Origin of the sequence: Mesorhizobium sp. WSM4906, from assembly GCF_029674625.1 — a bacterium.
In the GTDB taxonomy this organism is placed as follows: domain Bacteria; phylum Pseudomonadota; class Alphaproteobacteria; order Rhizobiales; family Rhizobiaceae; genus Mesorhizobium.
Map to the genome: position 1 here is coordinate 6,216,722 of NZ_CP121355.1, position 17,237 is coordinate 6,233,958.

The following is a 17,237-nucleotide window of genomic DNA, read 5'->3' on the forward strand; positions in this document are numbered from 1 at the left end:
GCTTTGCCGCCTCAACAGGAGGAAATATCGAGCGACCCGCTCTCATGCTTTGCGGTTCGCGGACGTCATCGCCCTGACTCTCGTCAGGAGCACGCCGAGGATGGGAGTCCGGCTTGTCTGCAGCGTTCTGGTGAGACCGCGCAGCGTTTCGAGGTGTGTCTTGCCCCACTCGGCGACCATGACGACACCGTCCAGGATCGACCCGACCTTCAGCATGTCAGGCCCCGAGGCAAGCGTCGGCAGGTCCAGGATCACGATATCGTAGGCGTAGGCCGCAAGGTCGCAGGCTGCCAGATCCGAGAGAAAGGCCTCCATGTTGTCCGGCACCAACAAGTTCTTGGTCTTGACCACCGAACTGGGGAGCAAATCGAACGGTCGCCCCGGAGTGCTTATGATGTTGAGCCGGACCAGATCATGGCACGGCCTGTCGAGCCCGCGCAACGGGCCGAGCAGCCGCATCGTCAAGGTCGGCTGCCGGACGTCGGCATCGATGACCAGCGTCTTCAGGCCGGACATCGAATAAAGCGTGGCAAGGTTGCTGATGACCGAACTCTTCGCGCTGTCGTCGGATGCAGCGGTCAATCCAAGGAATTTTATCGGATGATCGGTTTCCGAAAGGCTGATTTCGGTTCGCGCCTTCCGGAGGCTGTGGCTGTAGCGGGAGTGCGGACGTCTCAGCACTTCGTCGACGCGACCGGTCTCCCTTCCCTTGCCAATGTGCGGCAGCTCCCCGACGCATTCGATGCCCAGGTTGTCGCGAATAAGTCGCGGCGACTTTATGGTCCAGTCGAACGTATGCCGTACAAACGACAGGCCGATCCCGAGGATGAGCCCGGCAACAGCGGCGAAAGCCAGGATGAGCTTCGGCCGGGGAGCGCTGGGAGAGAGCGGCGCCGTGGCGACCGTGATCACCCTCGCATCGGCAACAGGATATGATTGCTGGCTCACCGAATTGGTGTAGGCCTGCAGAAAGCTCTCGTACATCTTCTGGTAGGTTTCGGCGGTCGTTTCGAGCTCTTCAAGCGTTGGCTCAGAATTCGTCCCGTCTCCCCCCTCGCCGCTGACGCTGTAGTCGTGCCGTGAACGGAACTCCTGCGCCTTCGCCATGGCCTTGTTCATCTGGGTGCGAAGCTGCTCAAGGCGTGTCTCCAGCCACGCGCCACCTTCTTTTGCAGCTTCCGCCTTGGTGTCGATCTGCTCCCGCACGAAGGCGTCGGCCGTCGCGTTGGCGATACTGGCCGCGGCCTCGGGATCAAGAGCGGTGAAGGATATGTCTATCGCATAGGAAACACCAACCCTGCGGACATCGAGGCCGTCGCGAAAGATCGACATCGCGCGCCGGCCCCGTTCATATTCGGAGAGCGTCGCAGGCGTTTCAGCAACGTCCAGCCCGACATGCTTGCGAACCTTGCTGAAGAGTGCGCTATCTTTCAGTCCGAAAGCTTGAATGACGATCGTTCCTATCTTTTTGAATCTGTCCCGCAGCGACGGTGCCTGTGGTTGGTTAAACTTGGGATCGTCGGCGAGTTTCAGCTGACCGAGAACCATTGCCGCGATCTTTTCCGACTGCATCACCGCGATCTGGCTTTCAATCTGGGCGGTGTCCAGGGACAGGGTTACTTCGCCGCCGTCCTGGAGATGCTGCGGCAGCCTTGGCTCGATCAGGATCTGTGTGCTGGCGGTGTAGACCGAGTCAGTGGTCGAATTGTAGAACGCGGCGACCAGGAATGCCGCGGCCAATGCCGCGATGATCGTTGCGATATAGCGCTTGAAAAATCCGGTTATGTCGGAAAGACCGATGAACTCCTGACCGCCGGATGCCAGCTGATCCGCTGCCGCCGGCCATCTATGGGGGAACACACGGTCCATTCAATCCCTCCTGCACGCGCATGCCGCAATTGCGCGCATGCGCGGTTCGGAAGCAGGCGATCCATGGTTTCCGACTGGTATTTTCATTGAAGGCTGAGGCCCCGAGATCCCAGACTGCCGCAAAAAGACTACCTCCAGCTTCCGGAAGGTAAACGCCGCCAATTGGCGTATGGGCTTACGCCCTATGGGAAGAGAGAAGGCGCGACAGCCCCGCTCTGGCGCTCTCCACAATTGAGACCTGATGTTCCAGCAGCACCTGTCGCCCACGATTTATCGCCAGATCCCTGGTCAGGGCATCGACCTTCGCGGACAGGCGTTTGGCGTCCTCGCCGTTCTCCATCGCCTCCAAGGAGAACGCGGCGCATTGCTCCATCCTGTCTCCGGACTGGCGGAGTTGCGCGGACTCGCACTCGATTTCCGCTCGAATCCCTTCGAGAAGGCGAGCCAGGCGCCCGAAACGCCTTTGGTCGATGGTCTCGTGCAACGCGATCAGCGGCATTTTGCAGGCCACTCTTCGTGAGATCCGCGACAGGACGCGCACCCGTCAGGATAGGAATCCCCGAGGGCTGGACGAGATATCCTTTCGGCCGTTGGCCGGCATGCTCCTAACGGATGAGGGGGTGCGGACCGGCGAGCGGAGCTATCCGAATTCATGAAGCGGCTCGCGCCCGACCGCGTGCTAGGACTGGCCCGCAAAATTGCGGAGCAGAAGCCGTGAGCCTGAACATTGTCGGCCAGGCCAGGCCGAACACATTCGCCTTCGAAACCAGTGCTCTCATCAAGGCCACTGGCTTTCGAGAATATGACGCGCGTTGGTGGTTCGGGCACCCAGGTTCCGACAAGGAGCCCGAACTCAACCTGCTGGGCGTGCAGGCGCTCGGCATGGGGCTCGGCACTTTGATACGCCGAATGGGCGTGCGCCCGGAGATCATCACCGGCCACGACTTCCGCAGCTATTCCACGGCCATCAAGATGGCGCTGGTCAGCGGCCTGATGGCGGCCGGCGCGCGCGTCAAGGACGTCGGCCTGGCGCTTTCTCCCATGGCCTACTTCGCCCAGTTCGCGCTCGACGCTCCGTCGGTGGCGATGGTGACGGCCTCGCACAACGAAAACGGCTGGACCGGCGTGAAGATGGGAGCGCAAAGGCCGCTGACTTTCGGCCCCGAGGAGATGTTGGCCTTGAAAGCGCTCGTGCTGGACGGCGACTTCGATCTCGTGGGCGGAGGAAGCTGCGAATTCGTCGCCGGATTTCGCGAGCGATACATCGAGGACCTGACCGCGGGAAAGACAATCGGCAGGAAGCTGAAGCTGGTGGCCGCCTGCGGCAATGGCACCGCCGGCGCTTTTGCGCCGCAGGCGCTGGAACGCATCGGCTGCGAGGTAATCCCGCTGGACATCGAGCTCGACCACACCTTTCCGCGCTACAACCCCAATCCCGAAGACATGAAGATGCTGCATGCGATCCGGGACAAGGTTCTGGAGACGGGCGCCGATGTCGGGCTCGGCTTCGATGGCGACGGGGATCGCTGCGGCGTGGTCGACAACGAGGGCCACGAGATTTTTGCCGACAAGGTCGGCGTCATGCTGGCGCGGGACATTTCCAGCCTGCACCCGAAGTCCGTATTCGTCGCGGACGTGAAGTCGACGGGGTTGTTCGCGACGGATCCCATCCTCGCCCAAAACGGGGCGACCACGGATTACTGGAAGACCGGGCATTCCTACATCAAGCGGCGCGTTGCCGAGCTCAACGCTATCGCCGGCTTCGAAAAGTCGGGGCATTTCTTCTTCAACCCGCCGATCGGGCGCGGCTACGACGACGGGCTCGTGACGGCAATCGCCGTCTGCGAGATGCTCGACCGCAGCCCGGCCAGGACATTGGCGGACCTCTATCGCGATCTGCCGCTGACCTTCGGCACCCCGACGATGTCGCCCCATTGCCCCGACGAGGAGAAATACGGCGTGGTCGAGAAGGTCGTGAAGGCATTCACGAAAATGAAGGGCGACGGGATCGAGTTCGCCGGCCAGCCGCTGGCCGATCTGGTCACCGTGAACGGAGTGCGTGTAGTCGCCCAGGACGGCACGTGGGGTCTGGTCAGGGCCTCATCGAACAAGCCGGAAATCGTCGTGGTGGTGGAAAGCCCCGTCTCGCCGGAGCGACGTCGCGAGATGTTCCAGGCTCTCGATGCGGTTCTGCGCCGCAATCCGGAAGTCGGAGCTTACAACCAGACGTTCTGAGAGGAATAGGCTGAGGGGAACTCAACATGCCGGACCGGATCGTAAGTTTCGTCATGAGCGGGGGCGTGGGCTCGCGGCTGTGGCCCCTCTCGCGCGAGGACAACCCCAAGCAGTTCCACGACCTTTCGGGCGACGGCTCGATGCTTGCCAAGACCGTACGGCGCCTGAAAGCGCGGCCGGACGGCGAGACCCCCATCTACCTGATAGCATCCGAACGGCATGCCGACCGTCTTGTTTCGGACATCTGCCCGCTCGGCCTGAATGGCGGCAGGCCGATTTTCGAGCCCGTCGGCCGCAATACCGCCGCCGCCGTCGCCGTGGCCACCCTGCAGACGATTTCCGAACATGGCGGCGACGCGCTCGTGCTCGTGGTCCCCTCCGACCATGAGATATCGACCGAGGCGCAATTCTGGCAAACCGTCGAGGCGGGCAGCGCCGCTGCCAGTTCAGGAAACATCGTCGTGTTCGGCATCAAGCCGACCCACCCCGAAACCGGATACGGCTACATCGAGGTCGCCACGGCAAAGGGCGACGCAGTTGCGGCAGTCTCGCGCTTTGTCGAAAAGCCGGATGCCGAGACAGCCCGCCAGTACGTCTCTTCGGGAAGATACTACTGGAATGCCGGCATCTTCCTGTTCCGCGCCGAGACGATGCGGCAGGCCTTCCTCGAATTCCAGCCGGACATCTGGGAAACCGTCGAGCGGGCCTATCGGGCCGCGCGGACCGACGTCGGCGGCATCTATCTGCCGCAAAGCTTCTACTCCGCCGTCCCCTCGATATCGATCGATTACGCGGTGATGGAACATGCGCGCGGCATCGCGATGGTCACGGCTTCCTTCCGCTGGAACGACCTTGGATCGTGGCAGTCGCTGCTCGAAGCGAGCCCGACCGACCCCAACGGCAACGTCGTGATGGGCGACGTCGTCGCCATGGATTGCGACGGCTCCTACCTTCGCAGCCAGGGCAGATTGCTGACCGTCATCGGGATGAAGGACGTGGCGGTGGTGGCAACGCCCGACGCCGTATTCGTCGCCCCGGTCAGCCATAGCCAGAACGTCAAAAAGGTCGTCGAACAGTTGGAGAAGGGCGGACGTCTCGAGACGAAGTTCACGGCGTCGGAAGACCGCGTCGTCCTCAGCGGATCGTGGCGCAAGCGGGTCGAGCACTGGCTCTTCGACGAGACCTTGCCGCTATGGTCCGCCTCGGGTGTCGACGATGTCCATGGCGGCTTCCATGAGGCCCTCGGCTTCGATGCAAGGCCGTTGGGCAAACCCAAGCGCATGCGAACGATGGCGCGCCAGATATACGCTTTCGCGGTCGCCAAGGAACGCGGCTGGACCGGACCGGCCGACAGGCTGATCGACCACGGCATCGACTTCATCGCCAGGAACGGTCGAACCGACCGCGGCGGATGGGTGCGGACCCTTCAACCCAACGGCAGCGTGGCCGACCCGGCGGAGGACGCCTACGACCATTCCTGCGTGCTGCTCGCGCTTGCCCATGCGCACCGGTGCGGCCATCGGGACGCCTTGCGGCTTGCCCAGGAAACGTTCCAATTCATCGACGCCTATCTCGAGGATCACAGCCTGAATGGTTTCCTCGAGAGCCCGGGTTGGAACGGGATGCGGTTCTCGAACCCGCACATGCACATGTTGGAATCCTTCCTTGCCTGGCATGACGTCACCGGCGACCGCGCATATCTGCGTCGGGCTGCGCGCGTCATCGATCTCTTCCGGTGCCATTTCTTCGACCAGGAGAGCTGGACGCTCGGGGAGCGTTTCGACGCCGATTGGTTGCCATCGCCAGGAACCGACGGACAATGGACCGAGCCGGGGCACCATTTCGAATGGGCTTCCCTCCTCGTCGACTTCTCTCGGGCAAGCGGGCAGAAGGATCTGGTGGCCTATGCGAGAAAACTCTATTCGTCGGCGGTCGCCAGCGGGTTGAACAGGGCGACGGGGCTGGCCTATGCGGCCGTGTCGCGGAACGGGATTCCCCTCGACCGCATCTCCCGAAGCTGGCCGCAATGCGAGGCGGTCAAGGCGGCGGCCGCCCTGGACGGCATTGGCGGGCCCGACCTGAAACCCGAGATCGAAGCCCGCGTCGCCCGCCTCTTCAGATGGCATATCGATCCGGCGCCGCTAGGCCTGTGGATCGACAGGATCGACGAGCGCGGGCGATCGGTGGCGACCGAAGTCCCTGCAAGCATCTTCTATCATCTGGTGACCGCGTTGATGCAGTATCTGGACAAGACCGGAGGACAGGTCGAGCCGTTCCGGCCGGCCGTTTCGGAAACGGGCAAGTCGACCGTCAGACGCGCTTACGCCTGAGCCGATCAGTCAGTCACAGTCGTGACGGCTATCGTCTCGCATTCGTCGCGAAACGGGTGCCGAGCGATGCCATCCGTCCGGGCGACCCGTTGCTCCAACGCCGCGACCATCGCCGCTGCTCAGCCGCTTCGAGACACCAACGAACCGCTCGTTGACACCCTTCCTCACAGCCGGGCCGGTTCAGCTTTCGACAGAGCGTCGACGCGCTCCAAGTATTTGTTTTTATGTAGATCTCAGCGGAAAGCTACTACGCACTTTCCAGAACTAACGCTTCCGGAGCATCCCCTTTTTGCTGAATTAGCAACTACAGGAAAATGACTAAGCTCCCCTCTCAGCCGGCGGGCCCGCCAAGACGCCGGTCAGGCCCAGCGGCCACTCCAAGTCATACCCGCGTCTGCTGGGCCGCCCGGCCAACAACCCCTTCACCTCGAGGGACGTCGGTCTGCCTGTCGAAGCGCGCCGGGCGACGCAATCCACGGCGAATAAGACTGAAACTCAGCTCACGCCGCCGGCTGGTCGAGGGTGACGCCGTATTTGGCGGTGATGGCCGCGAGCTTCGCCATGTCCGGCTTGCCGGAGACGGTCGCGGCCTCGAGTTCGGCAAACATCTGGTCCAGTCCACGGCTCGGCGTGCACAGAACCAGCAAGCGCGCCGGCTGGTCGCCGACATTGCGGTAGCCATGGCGCCTATGGCGCGCGCCGTAGAAGAAACCGCCCGGTCCAACGCGGCGCGGCGCGGGCTCGCCTTCGAATTCGATCTGAATTTCGCCGCTCAGGACGTAGAAGGCCTCATCCTCGCGCTCATGTGTATGGGGCGGCGCACCCGCACCCGGCGGAACCACGTCTTCCCAAAGCGAGAAGGAACCTGCGGTTTCGACGCCTGTGGCTTTGTAGATATGGGTGACGCCCAGCACGTTGAGCGTCGAACCGGCGGACGGCTGGCGAACGAACGGTTCGGCTGTTGCAGCTTTGGCATCCATCGTGGTCCCTTTCGCAGTTAAGGCAACTCGTCGACAGATAGGTCTTCTGCGACCTGCCGATTAGCCGGAATTATGTGGACACGCTTTCCTGAATTCAGGACAATCTGCCGATGGACCCGCTTGAAGGTATAGCCGCATTCACTCGCGTCGTGGACAGCGGCAGCTTCTCGGCGGCGGCGCGTCATCTCAAAATCTCCAAGTCCGCGGTGAGCGCCAACGTGCAGCGGCTCGAACAACGCCTGGGCATCCGCCTGCTCAACCGCACGACGCGCCGTCTCTCGATGACCGAAGCAGGCGCGGCCTACTATCGTCACTGCGCGCGGATTCTCGCCGAAGCCGAGGCCGCGGAGCAAGCGGCGACCGCGCTGCAACGCGAGCCGCGCGGCACGCTGCGCATCTCGGCGCCCGACAGCTTCGGCTGGATGCATGTGGCGCCAGCCGTCCCGGCGTTCCTCAAGCGCTATCCGGAACTTTCCGTCGATATCACCTTGAGCCCGGCCTATGTGAATCTCGTCGATGAGGGGCTCGATCTGGCTATCCGTATCGGCGTGCTGGAGGACTCGCCCCTTGTCGTGCGCAAGCTCGCGCCATCAAGGCTCGTCGCCTGCGCGGCACCCGACTATCTCGAGGAGCATGAAGCGCCGCGCGAGCCGAACGATCTTGCCAAGCACAACTGCCTCTGCACCGATCTTCTGTCCTGGGGTGACGAATGGCGCTTTGCCGGCAAACGCGGCGAGGTGCGGGTGGCTGTCAGCGGCAATCTCCGCAGCAACAGCGCCGAGACTCTGCGCGCGTCGGCGCTTCAAGGCATCGGCATTGCCGTGCTGCCGACCTGGGCGGCCGCCGAGGCATTGCGGGCCGGCGCGTTGCGGCGCGTGCTCGATGCCTGGAAACTGCCGGCAAGCACGATCTACGCCGTCTATCCCGGCAACAGGCTGATGTCGATGAAGGTGCGCGCCTTCGTCGATCACCTGGCGCGATGTTTTGGGCGCACGCCCTATTGGGACGACGGCCTTTGAGGGCGGCCGATCCGCAGACTTACAGGATCGTCTCCAGGTCGTCTGGCGGCGGTTTGTTCGTTTTCCCCTCGACCGTCGCAATGGGCGCGCTTACGTCGTCGCCGCAGCGATGCCGATCGTGTCGACCGTGCCGGCAACGACCAGGCCCAGCTCGTCGCCAAAGACCCACTCTCGAGTCCGTCAGGGTTTGGCCGGAAGCGAGTTGCGCTCCAAGCGTCCGCTCGAATGCGGTGCGTGAGAATTTGGTGCTCTCCTTGTCGTAGTTGTGGCCGAGCACACTGACGCGCGACGGCCATGTGAAAAGAATCGGCACGACCTTTGCCCGCGAGTCATGCACGAACTGCGCGAAGCGAAACACCGAATCCTCATACCGGTTGTTGAAGCCGTGCACGAAGACGAGAACCCGGCCGTTCGAATTATGAGCATGCAGGGTCCCTCGTGCGCCGATGCCGGCCGAACACAGACTCGCCCCCTCACAACGAACGCACGATGCAACGAAAGCCAAGGTGGCAGGTGGACGTATCCACGGGCTGAGCCATACGAGCAGCCGGGCGGTAACGCCGACAGTAGCTGGGAGCGCACAAGAAAGACCCGCCCTTGGTCACCTTGCGCGGAATCCTGATGTCGGGCGTCAGCGGGTCGTAGCTCGCCTCGCGCTCGCCGCCGCGCGGATTCTCCATCGTGCAACAGGGGCTCTCGATCAGGCGATGCTCCTGGTACCAGTCCGTGGTCCACTGCCAGACATTGCCGGCCATGTCGTAGAGGCCGTAGCCGTTCGCCGGAAATGAGCCGACCGGCGCGGTCCATTCGTAGCCGTCTTCGCAATCGTTGCGGAACGGGAACTCGCCTTGATAGGTGTTGGCCATATGCTGGCCGCCGGGGGTCAGTTCGTCGCCCCACACGAATTCGGCGCCGTCCAGCCCGCCGCGCGCGGCGAACTCCCACTCGGCCTCGGTCGGCAGCGACTTCCCTGCCCAACTGGCATAGGCTTCCGCATCCTCATAGGCGATATGCACCACAGGATGGCTTTCGAGCCCCTTCAAGCCGCTGGCGGGTCCGCGCGGATGGCGCCAGTTGGCGCCGCGCACATAAGCCCACCAGTTGTAGTGATTGTTGCGATCGATGCCGCGCGAGGGCCTGACGAACAAGGCTGAAGCCGGCGCCAACGATTCAGCGCTGGCTCCAGGGTAATCCGCGGCATTTGCCGGGCGCTCGGCCAGCGTGACGTAACCGCTGGCCTCGACGAAGCGCCTGAACTCGGCATTCGTGACCGTAGTGCGATCCATCCAGAAGCCGTCGACGACGACGCGGTGCGCCGGCGCCTCTTCCGGATAATGGCCGTTCGAGCCCATCAGGAACTCGCCGCCGGGGATCCAAATCATGTTGCCGTGCGACGAGACCGCCGGCTTTGCGGCAAATCCTGCCTCAGTCATCGGGTGGTCTCGTCTGAACGGCAGAGCGCATCCGCCTTTCAATCTCCAGCTGCGAACATATCTTCCGGGCTTGGTGTCACCAGCGGCGTGAAGTACGTCAGCCGCACGGCTTCCATCAGCAACAGCGGGGGTTTCATCTGGGTTGCGAGCTCGGTGATCCTTGTCTGCAACGCCTTGACTTTGTCAGGATACTTGTCGGCCAGATTGGTGGCTTCCGATTTGTCCTGCGCCAGATTGAACAGCTCTATCCTTTGCGGCAACGTTGCCGACCATAACAGTTTCCATTCGCCCTCGCGCACCGCGCCGGCCATCGGATCGACATTGTAGACGATCTCCGTGCGCGGCGAAGGTTTTCCCTCGCTGATGGCCGGCCACATATCCATGCCGTCCAGCGGTTTGTCCTTGCCAGGCTTGGCGCCGGCCAGCCCAGCCAGTGTCGGCAACATGTCGACGACGTGCATAAGGCCATTGAAGACGCCGGGCTTGATCTTGCCGGGCCAGTTCATGAAGGCAACCGAGCGGGTGCCGCCCTCATAGAGGGTGCCTTTGCCGTCGCGATAGGGGCCATTGTCTGCAGGCAGCTTGCCGCTGACCTTCGAGTCGCCCGTGAACATCGAGTTGACGACGCCACCATTGTCGCTCATGAAAACGATCAGGGTGTTGTCGCGTATCCCCTTCTTCTCGATGGCGGCCACGACATTCCCGATCTCGTCATCGATCACCGAGATCATTGCGGCATAGGTTCTGCGGTTCTCGTCGGCGATGTTCTTATACCGGTCGAGATATTCCTTCGGAGCCTGGAACGGCGTGTGGGGCGCGGTGAAGGCGAGGTAGAGGAAGAGCGGCTTCTTCTGATCGTGAGCGTTGATGACCCGGACAGCCTCCTGGCCGAACAGGGTGTTGTCGAAGCCCGGCTCCTTGATCGGCTTGTTGTTCCGGTACCAGTCCGCGATACCGTGCGAAGCATGTTTGAAATGGTCGATCTCGCCGACCGTCGCCCCGTAGAATGAATCGAACCCACGCTGTTTCGGCCAGTAATCCGTCTTGGCGTGGCCGAGATGCCATTTGCCGCTCATCGCGGTTTGATAACCCGCGTCTCTGAGGATTTGCGGAAGAAGCGTCTCGTCGAGCGGAAGCCCATAGGTCCCCGCGGCGGGGACGACGCCAACCTGCATGCCATAGCGTAGCGGATAGCGGCCGGTCATGAGGGCGCAGCGCGTTGGTGTGCACATCGGCTGCACGTAATATTCTTCGAGCTTCGCGCCCTCCGCCGCAAGCTTGTCGATGTTGGGCGTCTTGATGTCTGAACCGTGGTAGCCGATGTCTTTCCAACCCTGATCGTCCGCAACGATGAAGACGATGTTCGGCTGCGATGGCCCTGCCGCCGCCTGACCACCGGCGAGGCCAGCAAGCGCCGCGGACAGACCGATGGGCGCGGCAATCCGTGAAACGGCTGCCGCCGTCCCGGCCATCAATGCGTCCCGCCGCGTGATTTTGCTAGTTACGCCGGCTTCAGCCGGGAAGTCACGATCGTTGCTCATGTTACGCCCCTGCTCTGCTAATTCACGCCGTTCTACTCAAAACCATTTCGCGTCTGATCTTTTGGCGCCGATCATCTCTCCCGCCAGGCAGTCGCCGGCTCCACAACAGATGATTGCTTCAGGGGCACCCGATGCCCTCTGCGCACGTCTCTGAATTGGTCCGGCCTGCCCATAATCCCCACTCGCCGTTGGTCGGCGATATTCCTGCGCTGTTTTGATCTCGCGCTATTCGGGCTCCAGGTTATTCCTAGTACAACCGTGCCGCTATCCACTTTGCGCAAAGTTTTGGCAGCCTGACCGGCATCGCCGGCCATAGGAGAGCCGCCCAGGGGGGTGAGCCTGCCAGGCGGATTCAAGGTTCCGGGCGCGGCCGATGAAAAGGTATGCGACGGCTCAGATCCTCATTCCCAGCAGTCGCAAGCGCCGCCGAGAACCAACCACTTCATGTCAATCCGCTGTTATCCCGGGTGGGCTGGCGAGAATTGATAGGTGAACCCCAGCATTGGACCTTGCTGGGTGAGTTTGTTCACGAAGCCGTCGTGGCTGTAATTGTCGTGCACGGCCCGATAACCGACGAACATCGACATCTTGTCGTTGAACTGATAGCCGGCGCCGCCCATCACGTCCCACATCGATTTTGATCCGGTGCCGAAGCCACCGACGAGACCCCAGCCGGCCAGGTAGAATCCGTTACCAACGTCGGCCTTGAATTTGGCGCCGATCACCGGATCGACCCATGTGTCGCCGTCACTGGCCGAAGTACCGTCGAGCGCACCGCCGTGGAACTCGAAACGGTTGTTGGCCGACCACAGGCGCGCGCCGGCCACAACATCAAAATTCGTCCCGTCCTGATAATAGAGGCTGTAACCGCCGAGCGCGGTGCCCATGAAAGTGGTCACCGTCGCATCGATATTGGAAGCGAGGATTCCCCTGGGGGTGGCGACGTCGGCATTGAGCTTGGCGTACACAATGTCCGTGCTGATGGTGAAAGGCCCATTGCGAGCTTCCGTAAGCCCCATAAAGCCGAATCTGAGGTTGTTCAGCACGTCGCTGAAGCTCACATCGACGTCTTGAGGCGGGAATCCGAAGAGGCCGCTTTCGCCCTTGATACCCGACGCCCACAGATACGGGGCGATGGTAAAGGTCCAGCCTTCATCCAGTGGCTTGGTCATGTCTGCTGCAAAAGCATTGGCGGCACCAAACGCCAGTACTCCTGCCGTGGCCAAGGCGGCTAATTGACGTTTCTTCATCATTGTCCCCGTTTTTATTTGCCGCCCGACTACGCCCAGTCGAGACTTTGCTTCGTATTTGATGAACCCCTCATTGTGCTCTGTCAATTTGGGCGCACGCTCTATTCCCCGCCAAGCCACATTCCGGCGGTATCAAAACGCCGATTGATCTCGCGCAATTTGCGCTTAAGCTATATCTAATACAATCGTCCTGCTATCCACTTTGCGCAAAGGACGTGCCTTGACCGCCTGGCCATCATCGCCTTCGTACAGGGATGTGCAACTTGGCCCTGACGACCTCACCAGCGCCGCCTCTGGTCTGCCGGTGAAAATAGACAGGCTTTCGCCCGGCTACCTTCCCTCCCGCATTCGGCAAATCCAGTCCTCCGGCAAGTGGGCGCTCGACCTGCCAGAATTCAATTGCACCTTCCGCGCCAATGGCGGTTTCGATCCAGGCTCCGTGGCGCTGGTGGCTGTCGAGCGGGCCTGTGGGTCGACAATATGCGGCATCCCGCTCGAAGACGACTTGATCCTGGCAATTCCTGCCGGCACCAACGTGACGGCAACGGTCCGGCCAGGCCTCACTTACGCTGTCGCCATTGTTCCGACCGCGACCTGGATGGAAATCCAGTCGATTGCCGCGGGAACAGTCCTCGAACAGATCAGCGATCGCCCCTCGGCAGTACGGCTCGCCATCGACGAAGCGCAAAGAATCCGACGCCTGATAAAGTCGATGGCGGACCACCTCGGGGCAATTGCAAGTGCCTCCGTTCTGCCGGAGCAGCCTCCGGGTGCGTTCGTGGAATATCTAGGGGTGGTGGCTGACGCCTTCGCGGGCGCAGACAATCGTGAGACCGGGACAGCCGGCTCCACGAGTCGTCATTTGAGACAAGCATCGGCGGCCGAGGATTTCATTCGCACTCATATCCAGGAAGACATACCCATTGTTCGACTGTGCAAGGAAATCGGTGTAAGCCGTCGACAGCTGGAGTACGCCTTTCGCACTACGTTTGCTGTGACCCCGCTCGAATTCATCAGAGCACTCCGCCTCAACGAAGCCAGACGGCTCCTTACCACGGCACGTGCTGACGGCTTGAGCGTTACCGCGGTCGCTATGGATGTGGGGATCACCCATCTGGGTCGCTTCGCCGCGAACTATCGACTTTTCTTCGGTGAATCTCCCAAGGAAACTCTCCAGCGTGCCGGAAGATCGTGACCGGGGCGCAACCTGCGCCAAGAAATGCGCCGCGTCATCATTGCAAGCAGTTCGATGGAATTTGCGCAATCCGGATAGAAGCCGCGCTAGAGAATTAGTATATTCTAAAATGCCAACTACACGCCTCTGACCATTACGTCGGGGGCGGGTCTAGTTTGATTTCGGTTCGGCACAGGCTTGCGTCGGGCGCGTGGCTGCGTAGGCCGGAAAAATAAACGCACGGAGCGGTGAGCTATTGGGAGGATGCAATAATGACGAGACCTAGCTCTATATTGACCGGCGCTGCCGGAATAGTCGTCGCCTTGATGTTTGCGGGGCTGGTCGATACCCTCGCACCCTTCGCTCCTTTCGTCGGCGACGCGCAGGCGCGCGTTGGCAATCCGCTCTCACCAGGCAGTGTGGCGGGGGTTGCGAGGCGTACCACACGCCGAACGATCCGCCGTTCGACCATCTATGTGACCAGGCTCCCGGCGGCGTGCGTGAAGACCTCGATCAACGGCACCGTGCTTTGGCACTGCGGCAGCACGTATTATCAACCCTATGGCGGACGTTACGTCGTCGTCCACGTCCATTGAGTGGGAGTGGACCTCATCCCTTGATGAACTTTGTGGATCACATCCAATAGGGCGGAAACTTTGAGAGGCGCCTCGATCGGTCCACGGCACGGACGCTTGTTCTCGGCTGTGCCAAGAAGATGCCGCTGGTCATTGAGAACACCACGTCACTCGGCACCTCTGTAACCAAACTGACGAGTTGCGGAAAAGCGGTCGTACTGCATCGGCGATCATTTACAACGATGCGCTTCACACCATGCACCCTTGGCGGAACCGCGCGTGACGATGAAGATTCCTGTCGATGACAATGAAGTGGTTGTGCCGACCATACATGCCCGTAGTTAGTATCCCTCCGAACCGAACCGGCCGGTGCGTTGGGCGCTAAGTCCGTGTACCCTAATGCGATCTGTCGCGCGCTCCGCGACGGCGACGTCTTGCGCCACAACATCGGTTTCTTCAAGGTAGGAGCAGGGACGGGCATAGATGTCGTTGCTCGCCAATTCGACCAGAAGGTTGCAGCACGATGCCGCTCATGATTCGACGATTGGGAGCCAAGAATTCGGCGCGCCCGGCACGACGTCTCGGAGATCTGACTGCAATGTTTGTTCTGGTTGCGAGGCCGCTTGTCTTTGGGATCGCCCTCTTGTTGGCGGGTCCGGCACTGGCGCAGGCGCCGGCGGCCGTCCCGCCTGAAAAGGTCAACCAGCTGTTCGAGCTTCTCGACGATCCGTCGGTGAAGGCCTGGGTGGCCGAACAACGAAAGCAGGGCTCCGGGGCGACGGGAGCGCCTGTCGAGGCGGGAGCTTCGCCGGCCGGCGCATCGCCCGACACCGCGGCCGCACCAGGCCAGATGAATACGATGGCATCCTCGGCGCTCGATCGGATCAAGCATCACATCGAACGAATCGTACGGACTTTGCCCTTGCTGCCAGCTCAGTTCGCGCGCGTTCGCACAGAGACCATGGACGATATGTCCAGCAAGGGCTCGGCCGGCGTATTCATGCTGATTGCGATCTTCATCGCTGCCGGCGTGGCGCTCACCTGGGCAACGTACAGGCTCACCCGTCCGTTTCGTCTCTGGGTCATAGCGCAGCCGAAGGATACGCCCATCGGGCGGGCCAAGAAGATCGGCGGCCGCACGCTTTATTCCAGCCTGCTGATCGTCTCGTTCGCGCTGGGCAGCGCCGGCGCGTTCATGTTGTTCGACTGGCCAATGCTCATCCGCGAGATCGTGCTGACATTTCTGATGGCTGCAGTCGTCACAGCGGGTGTGCGCATGTACCTCGCAGCCATGCTCGTCCCTTCCTTCATGAAGGTCGAGAACGCCGTCGAGGTTCGGGCTTTGCCGATCACCAACGAAACGGCCGACCATTGGTTCTATTGGCTGCCGCGGATCGTCGGCGTCTTCGCCTTCTTCGCCGCCGCTTTCATCCTCTTGCCGGGTCTCGGCATCGATCGGGACGGAATGCTGGTCCTGTCAACGGGCGCCGATTTGGTACTGCTGTTGCTGTTGCTGCTTGCCGTTTGGCGCCGGCCAAGAATCGAGCAGGAGAGTGCGCACCACCGCGCGGAAGCGACATGGTTGTTGACATCCTATTTCGTCGCCCTGTTCCTGCTGCGCATCGCCGGCCTCACTATATTGTTCTGGTTTACCTTCGCCGCATTCTTCCTGCCTTTGGCAGTCGTGCTGACGCAGCGCGGGGTCAATTTCGTCCTGCGGCCGGGTTCGGAAGATGCCGGCCGGCCTACGATCCCGGCGGTGACGATCGCTGTCATCGATCGGGGAGTCCGGATGATCCTGATCCTGACGGCGGCTTATTTTCTCGCGCGTGTCTGGGGCCTGGACATGCAGTCGATGCGGGACAGCGATACGACGACGACGGTCGTATTGCGCGGCTTGATCAATGTCATGGTCATTGCGCTCGCAGCCGATTTCGGCTGGTCGATCATCAAAGCCTTGATCGAACGAAAGCTGGGCATCGAAACGCCGCACGCGGTAATCGACGACGAGGAGGTCCCGATCCTCGATCCGCAGCAGGCGCGGCTGCGCACGCTCTTGCCGATCATCCAGAACATTCTGCTGGCGGTAATCGTCGTGATGGCGGTGCTGATGATGCTCGCCTCAATGGGTATCGAGATCGGCCCGCTGATCGCCGGCGCCGGCGTTGTCGGCGTCGCTGTAGGATTTGGAGCTCAAACCATAGTCAAGGACGTGATTTCGGGCGTGTTTTTTCTGCTCGATGATGCGTTTCGTGTCGGCGAATACATTACATCCGGCCGTTATGTTGGAACGGTGGAGAGCTTCTCGCTGCGCTCGGTGAAGCTGCGCCACCATCGTGGCCCGCTGTTCACAATACCTTTCGGTGAACTCGGAGCAGTCCAGAACCAGAGCCGCGACTGGGTCACCGACAAGTTCAACATCACCGTCGGCTACGACACCGATATCGACTTCGCTCGCAGGCTGATCAAGCGGGTCGGCCTCGAACTGGCGGAAGATCCCGAATTCAAAAACTGGGTGATCTCACCGATCAAGATGCAGGGCGTGCAGGAATTCGGCGAATACGGCATCGTCTTGAGGGTCAAGGTCACAACCAGACCGGGAGGCGCCTTCAATATGAAACGAAAATTCTATGTACGCATTCGCCAAGTCTTCAAGGAGCAGGGCATCGAACTGCCATTCCCGACCGTCCACGTCGAGGGGCTACAGAACCCACGTGCAGCAGAAAACGCGCCGTTGCAGGTCACACCCGAGCTGAAACTGGCCGTCGCGCAGTCCCACACCAATCGGCGCAGGAAGAAAACCAACACAACGGAGTAGGAAGCTGTGACGG

At 61.5% G+C, this 17,237-nt stretch carries 12 protein-coding genes and 1 pseudogene; 7 read left to right on the forward strand and 6 right to left on the reverse strand.

The window, feature by feature from the left end; translation table 11 throughout:
- Positions 1–42: 42 nt before the first annotated feature.
- Positions 43–1,869 (reverse strand): GNVR domain-containing protein, encoded by a 1,827-nt coding sequence (locus tag QAZ22_RS30120; protein WP_278204548.1) that lies wholly within the window; start codon positions 1,867–1,869, stop codon positions 43–45.
- Between the two features lie 241 nt (positions 1,870–2,110).
- Here QAZ22_RS30120 and QAZ22_RS30125 point away from each other — a divergent pair, with 241 nt between their 5' ends.
- The 3 genes from QAZ22_RS30125 to QAZ22_RS30135 all read left to right on the forward strand — a co-directional run bounded on the left by QAZ22_RS30125 (position 2,111) and on the right by QAZ22_RS30135 (position 6,434).
- Positions 2,111–2,389: a hypothetical protein gene (locus QAZ22_RS30125; protein ID WP_278204550.1), complete on the forward strand. Its 279-nt coding sequence runs from the start codon at positions 2,111–2,113 to the stop codon at positions 2,387–2,389.
- Positions 2,390–2,583: 194 nt separating this feature from the next.
- The gene (locus QAZ22_RS30130) at positions 2,584–4,104 is read left to right on the forward strand and encodes a phosphomannomutase/phosphoglucomutase (protein WP_278204551.1); all 1,521 of its coding nucleotides are present in this window, start codon (positions 2,584–2,586) and stop codon (positions 4,102–4,104) included.
- A gap of 26 nt (positions 4,105–4,130) precedes the next feature.
- Positions 4,131–6,434, forward strand: a complete 2,304-nt coding sequence (locus tag QAZ22_RS30135; RefSeq protein ID WP_278204552.1) for a mannose-1-phosphate guanylyltransferase/mannose-6-phosphate isomerase — start codon at positions 4,131–4,133, stop codon at positions 6,432–6,434.
- Between the two features lie 500 nt (positions 6,435–6,934).
- Here QAZ22_RS30135 and QAZ22_RS30140 read toward each other — a convergent pair whose 3' ends face one another.
- Positions 6,935–7,414, reverse strand: coding sequence for a cupin domain-containing protein (locus QAZ22_RS30140; RefSeq protein WP_278204553.1), 480 nt, complete (start codon positions 7,412–7,414; stop codon positions 6,935–6,937).
- Positions 7,415–7,524: 110 nt separating this feature from the next.
- Here QAZ22_RS30140 and QAZ22_RS30145 point away from each other — a divergent pair, with 110 nt between their 5' ends.
- Positions 7,525–8,433 carry a LysR family transcriptional regulator gene (locus tag QAZ22_RS30145; RefSeq protein ID WP_278204554.1) on the forward strand — a complete coding sequence of 303 codons (909 nt, stop codon included), beginning with the start codon at positions 7,525–7,527 and terminating at the stop codon, positions 8,431–8,433.
- A 211-nt stretch (positions 8,434–8,644) separates the two neighbouring features.
- Here QAZ22_RS30145 and QAZ22_RS30150 read toward each other — a convergent pair.
- From QAZ22_RS30150 to QAZ22_RS30165, 4 genes and pseudogenes are all read right to left on the reverse strand, one after another.
- Positions 8,645–8,857, reverse strand: a pseudogene (locus QAZ22_RS30150) (alpha/beta hydrolase); the annotation flags it as partial.
- A 49-nt stretch (positions 8,858–8,906) separates the two neighbouring features.
- The gene (locus QAZ22_RS30155; protein WP_278204555.1) at positions 8,907–9,866 is read right to left on the reverse strand and encodes a formylglycine-generating enzyme family protein; all 960 of its coding nucleotides are present in this window, start codon (positions 9,864–9,866) and stop codon (positions 8,907–8,909) included.
- A 38-nt stretch (positions 9,867–9,904) separates the two neighbouring features.
- Positions 9,905–11,407: an arylsulfatase gene (locus tag QAZ22_RS30160; protein WP_278204556.1), complete on the reverse strand. Its 1,503-nt coding sequence runs from the start codon at positions 11,405–11,407 to the stop codon at positions 9,905–9,907.
- A 458-nt stretch (positions 11,408–11,865) separates the two neighbouring features.
- Positions 11,866–12,660 carry a hypothetical protein gene (locus QAZ22_RS30165; protein WP_278204557.1) on the reverse strand — a complete coding sequence of 265 codons (795 nt, stop codon included), beginning with the start codon at positions 12,658–12,660 and terminating at the stop codon, positions 11,866–11,868.
- A gap of 217 nt (positions 12,661–12,877) precedes the next feature.
- Here QAZ22_RS30165 and QAZ22_RS30170 point away from each other — a divergent pair, with 217 nt between their 5' ends.
- From QAZ22_RS30170 to QAZ22_RS30180, 3 genes are all read left to right on the forward strand, one after another.
- Positions 12,878–13,852 carry a helix-turn-helix domain-containing protein gene (locus QAZ22_RS30170; RefSeq protein ID WP_278204558.1) on the forward strand — a complete coding sequence of 325 codons (975 nt, stop codon included), beginning with the start codon at positions 12,878–12,880 and terminating at the stop codon, positions 13,850–13,852.
- Positions 13,853–14,157: 305 nt separating this feature from the next.
- The gene (locus QAZ22_RS30175; RefSeq protein WP_278207988.1) at positions 14,158–14,427 is read left to right on the forward strand and encodes a hypothetical protein; all 270 of its coding nucleotides are present in this window, start codon (positions 14,158–14,160) and stop codon (positions 14,425–14,427) included.
- A 502-nt stretch (positions 14,428–14,929) separates the two neighbouring features.
- Entirely contained in the window at positions 14,930–17,224 is a 2,295-nt protein-coding gene (locus QAZ22_RS30180) for a mechanosensitive ion channel family protein (RefSeq protein WP_278204559.1), read from the forward strand.
- The last annotated feature ends 13 nt before the right edge of the window (positions 17,225–17,237 follow it).

What these genes read in the sequence shown, in the direction of transcription:
- QAZ22_RS30135 (WP_278204552.1), top strand. Translation starts at nt 4,131, where the DNA reads ATGCCGGACCGGATCGTAAGTTTCGTCATGAGCGGGGGCGTGGGCTCG.
- QAZ22_RS30160 (WP_278204556.1), bottom strand. Translation starts at nt 11,407, where the DNA reads ATGAGCAACGATCGTGACTTCCCGGCTGAAGCCGGCGTAACTAGCAAA.
- QAZ22_RS30165 (WP_278204557.1), bottom strand. Translation starts at nt 12,660, where the DNA reads ATGATGAAGAAACGTCAATTAGCCGCCTTGGCCACGGCAGGAGTACTG.
- QAZ22_RS30180 (WP_278204559.1), top strand. Translation starts at nt 14,930, where the DNA reads ATGCCGCTCATGATTCGACGATTGGGAGCCAAGAATTCGGCGCGCCCG.
- QAZ22_RS30145 (WP_278204554.1), top strand. Translation starts at nt 7,525, where the DNA reads ATGGACCCGCTTGAAGGTATAGCCGCATTCACTCGCGTCGTGGACAGC.
- QAZ22_RS30175 (WP_278207988.1), top strand. Translation starts at nt 14,158, where the DNA reads ATGTTTGCGGGGCTGGTCGATACCCTCGCACCCTTCGCTCCTTTCGTC.
- QAZ22_RS30140 (WP_278204553.1), bottom strand. Translation starts at nt 7,414, where the DNA reads ATGGATGCCAAAGCTGCAACAGCCGAACCGTTCGTTCGCCAGCCGTCC.
- QAZ22_RS30155 (WP_278204555.1), bottom strand. Translation starts at nt 9,866, where the DNA reads ATGACTGAGGCAGGATTTGCCGCAAAGCCGGCGGTCTCGTCGCACGGC.
- QAZ22_RS30120 (WP_278204548.1), bottom strand. Translation starts at nt 1,869, where the DNA reads ATGGACCGTGTGTTCCCCCATAGATGGCCGGCGGCAGCGGATCAGCTG.
- QAZ22_RS30125 (WP_278204550.1), top strand. Translation starts at nt 2,111, where the DNA reads ATGTTCCAGCAGCACCTGTCGCCCACGATTTATCGCCAGATCCCTGGT.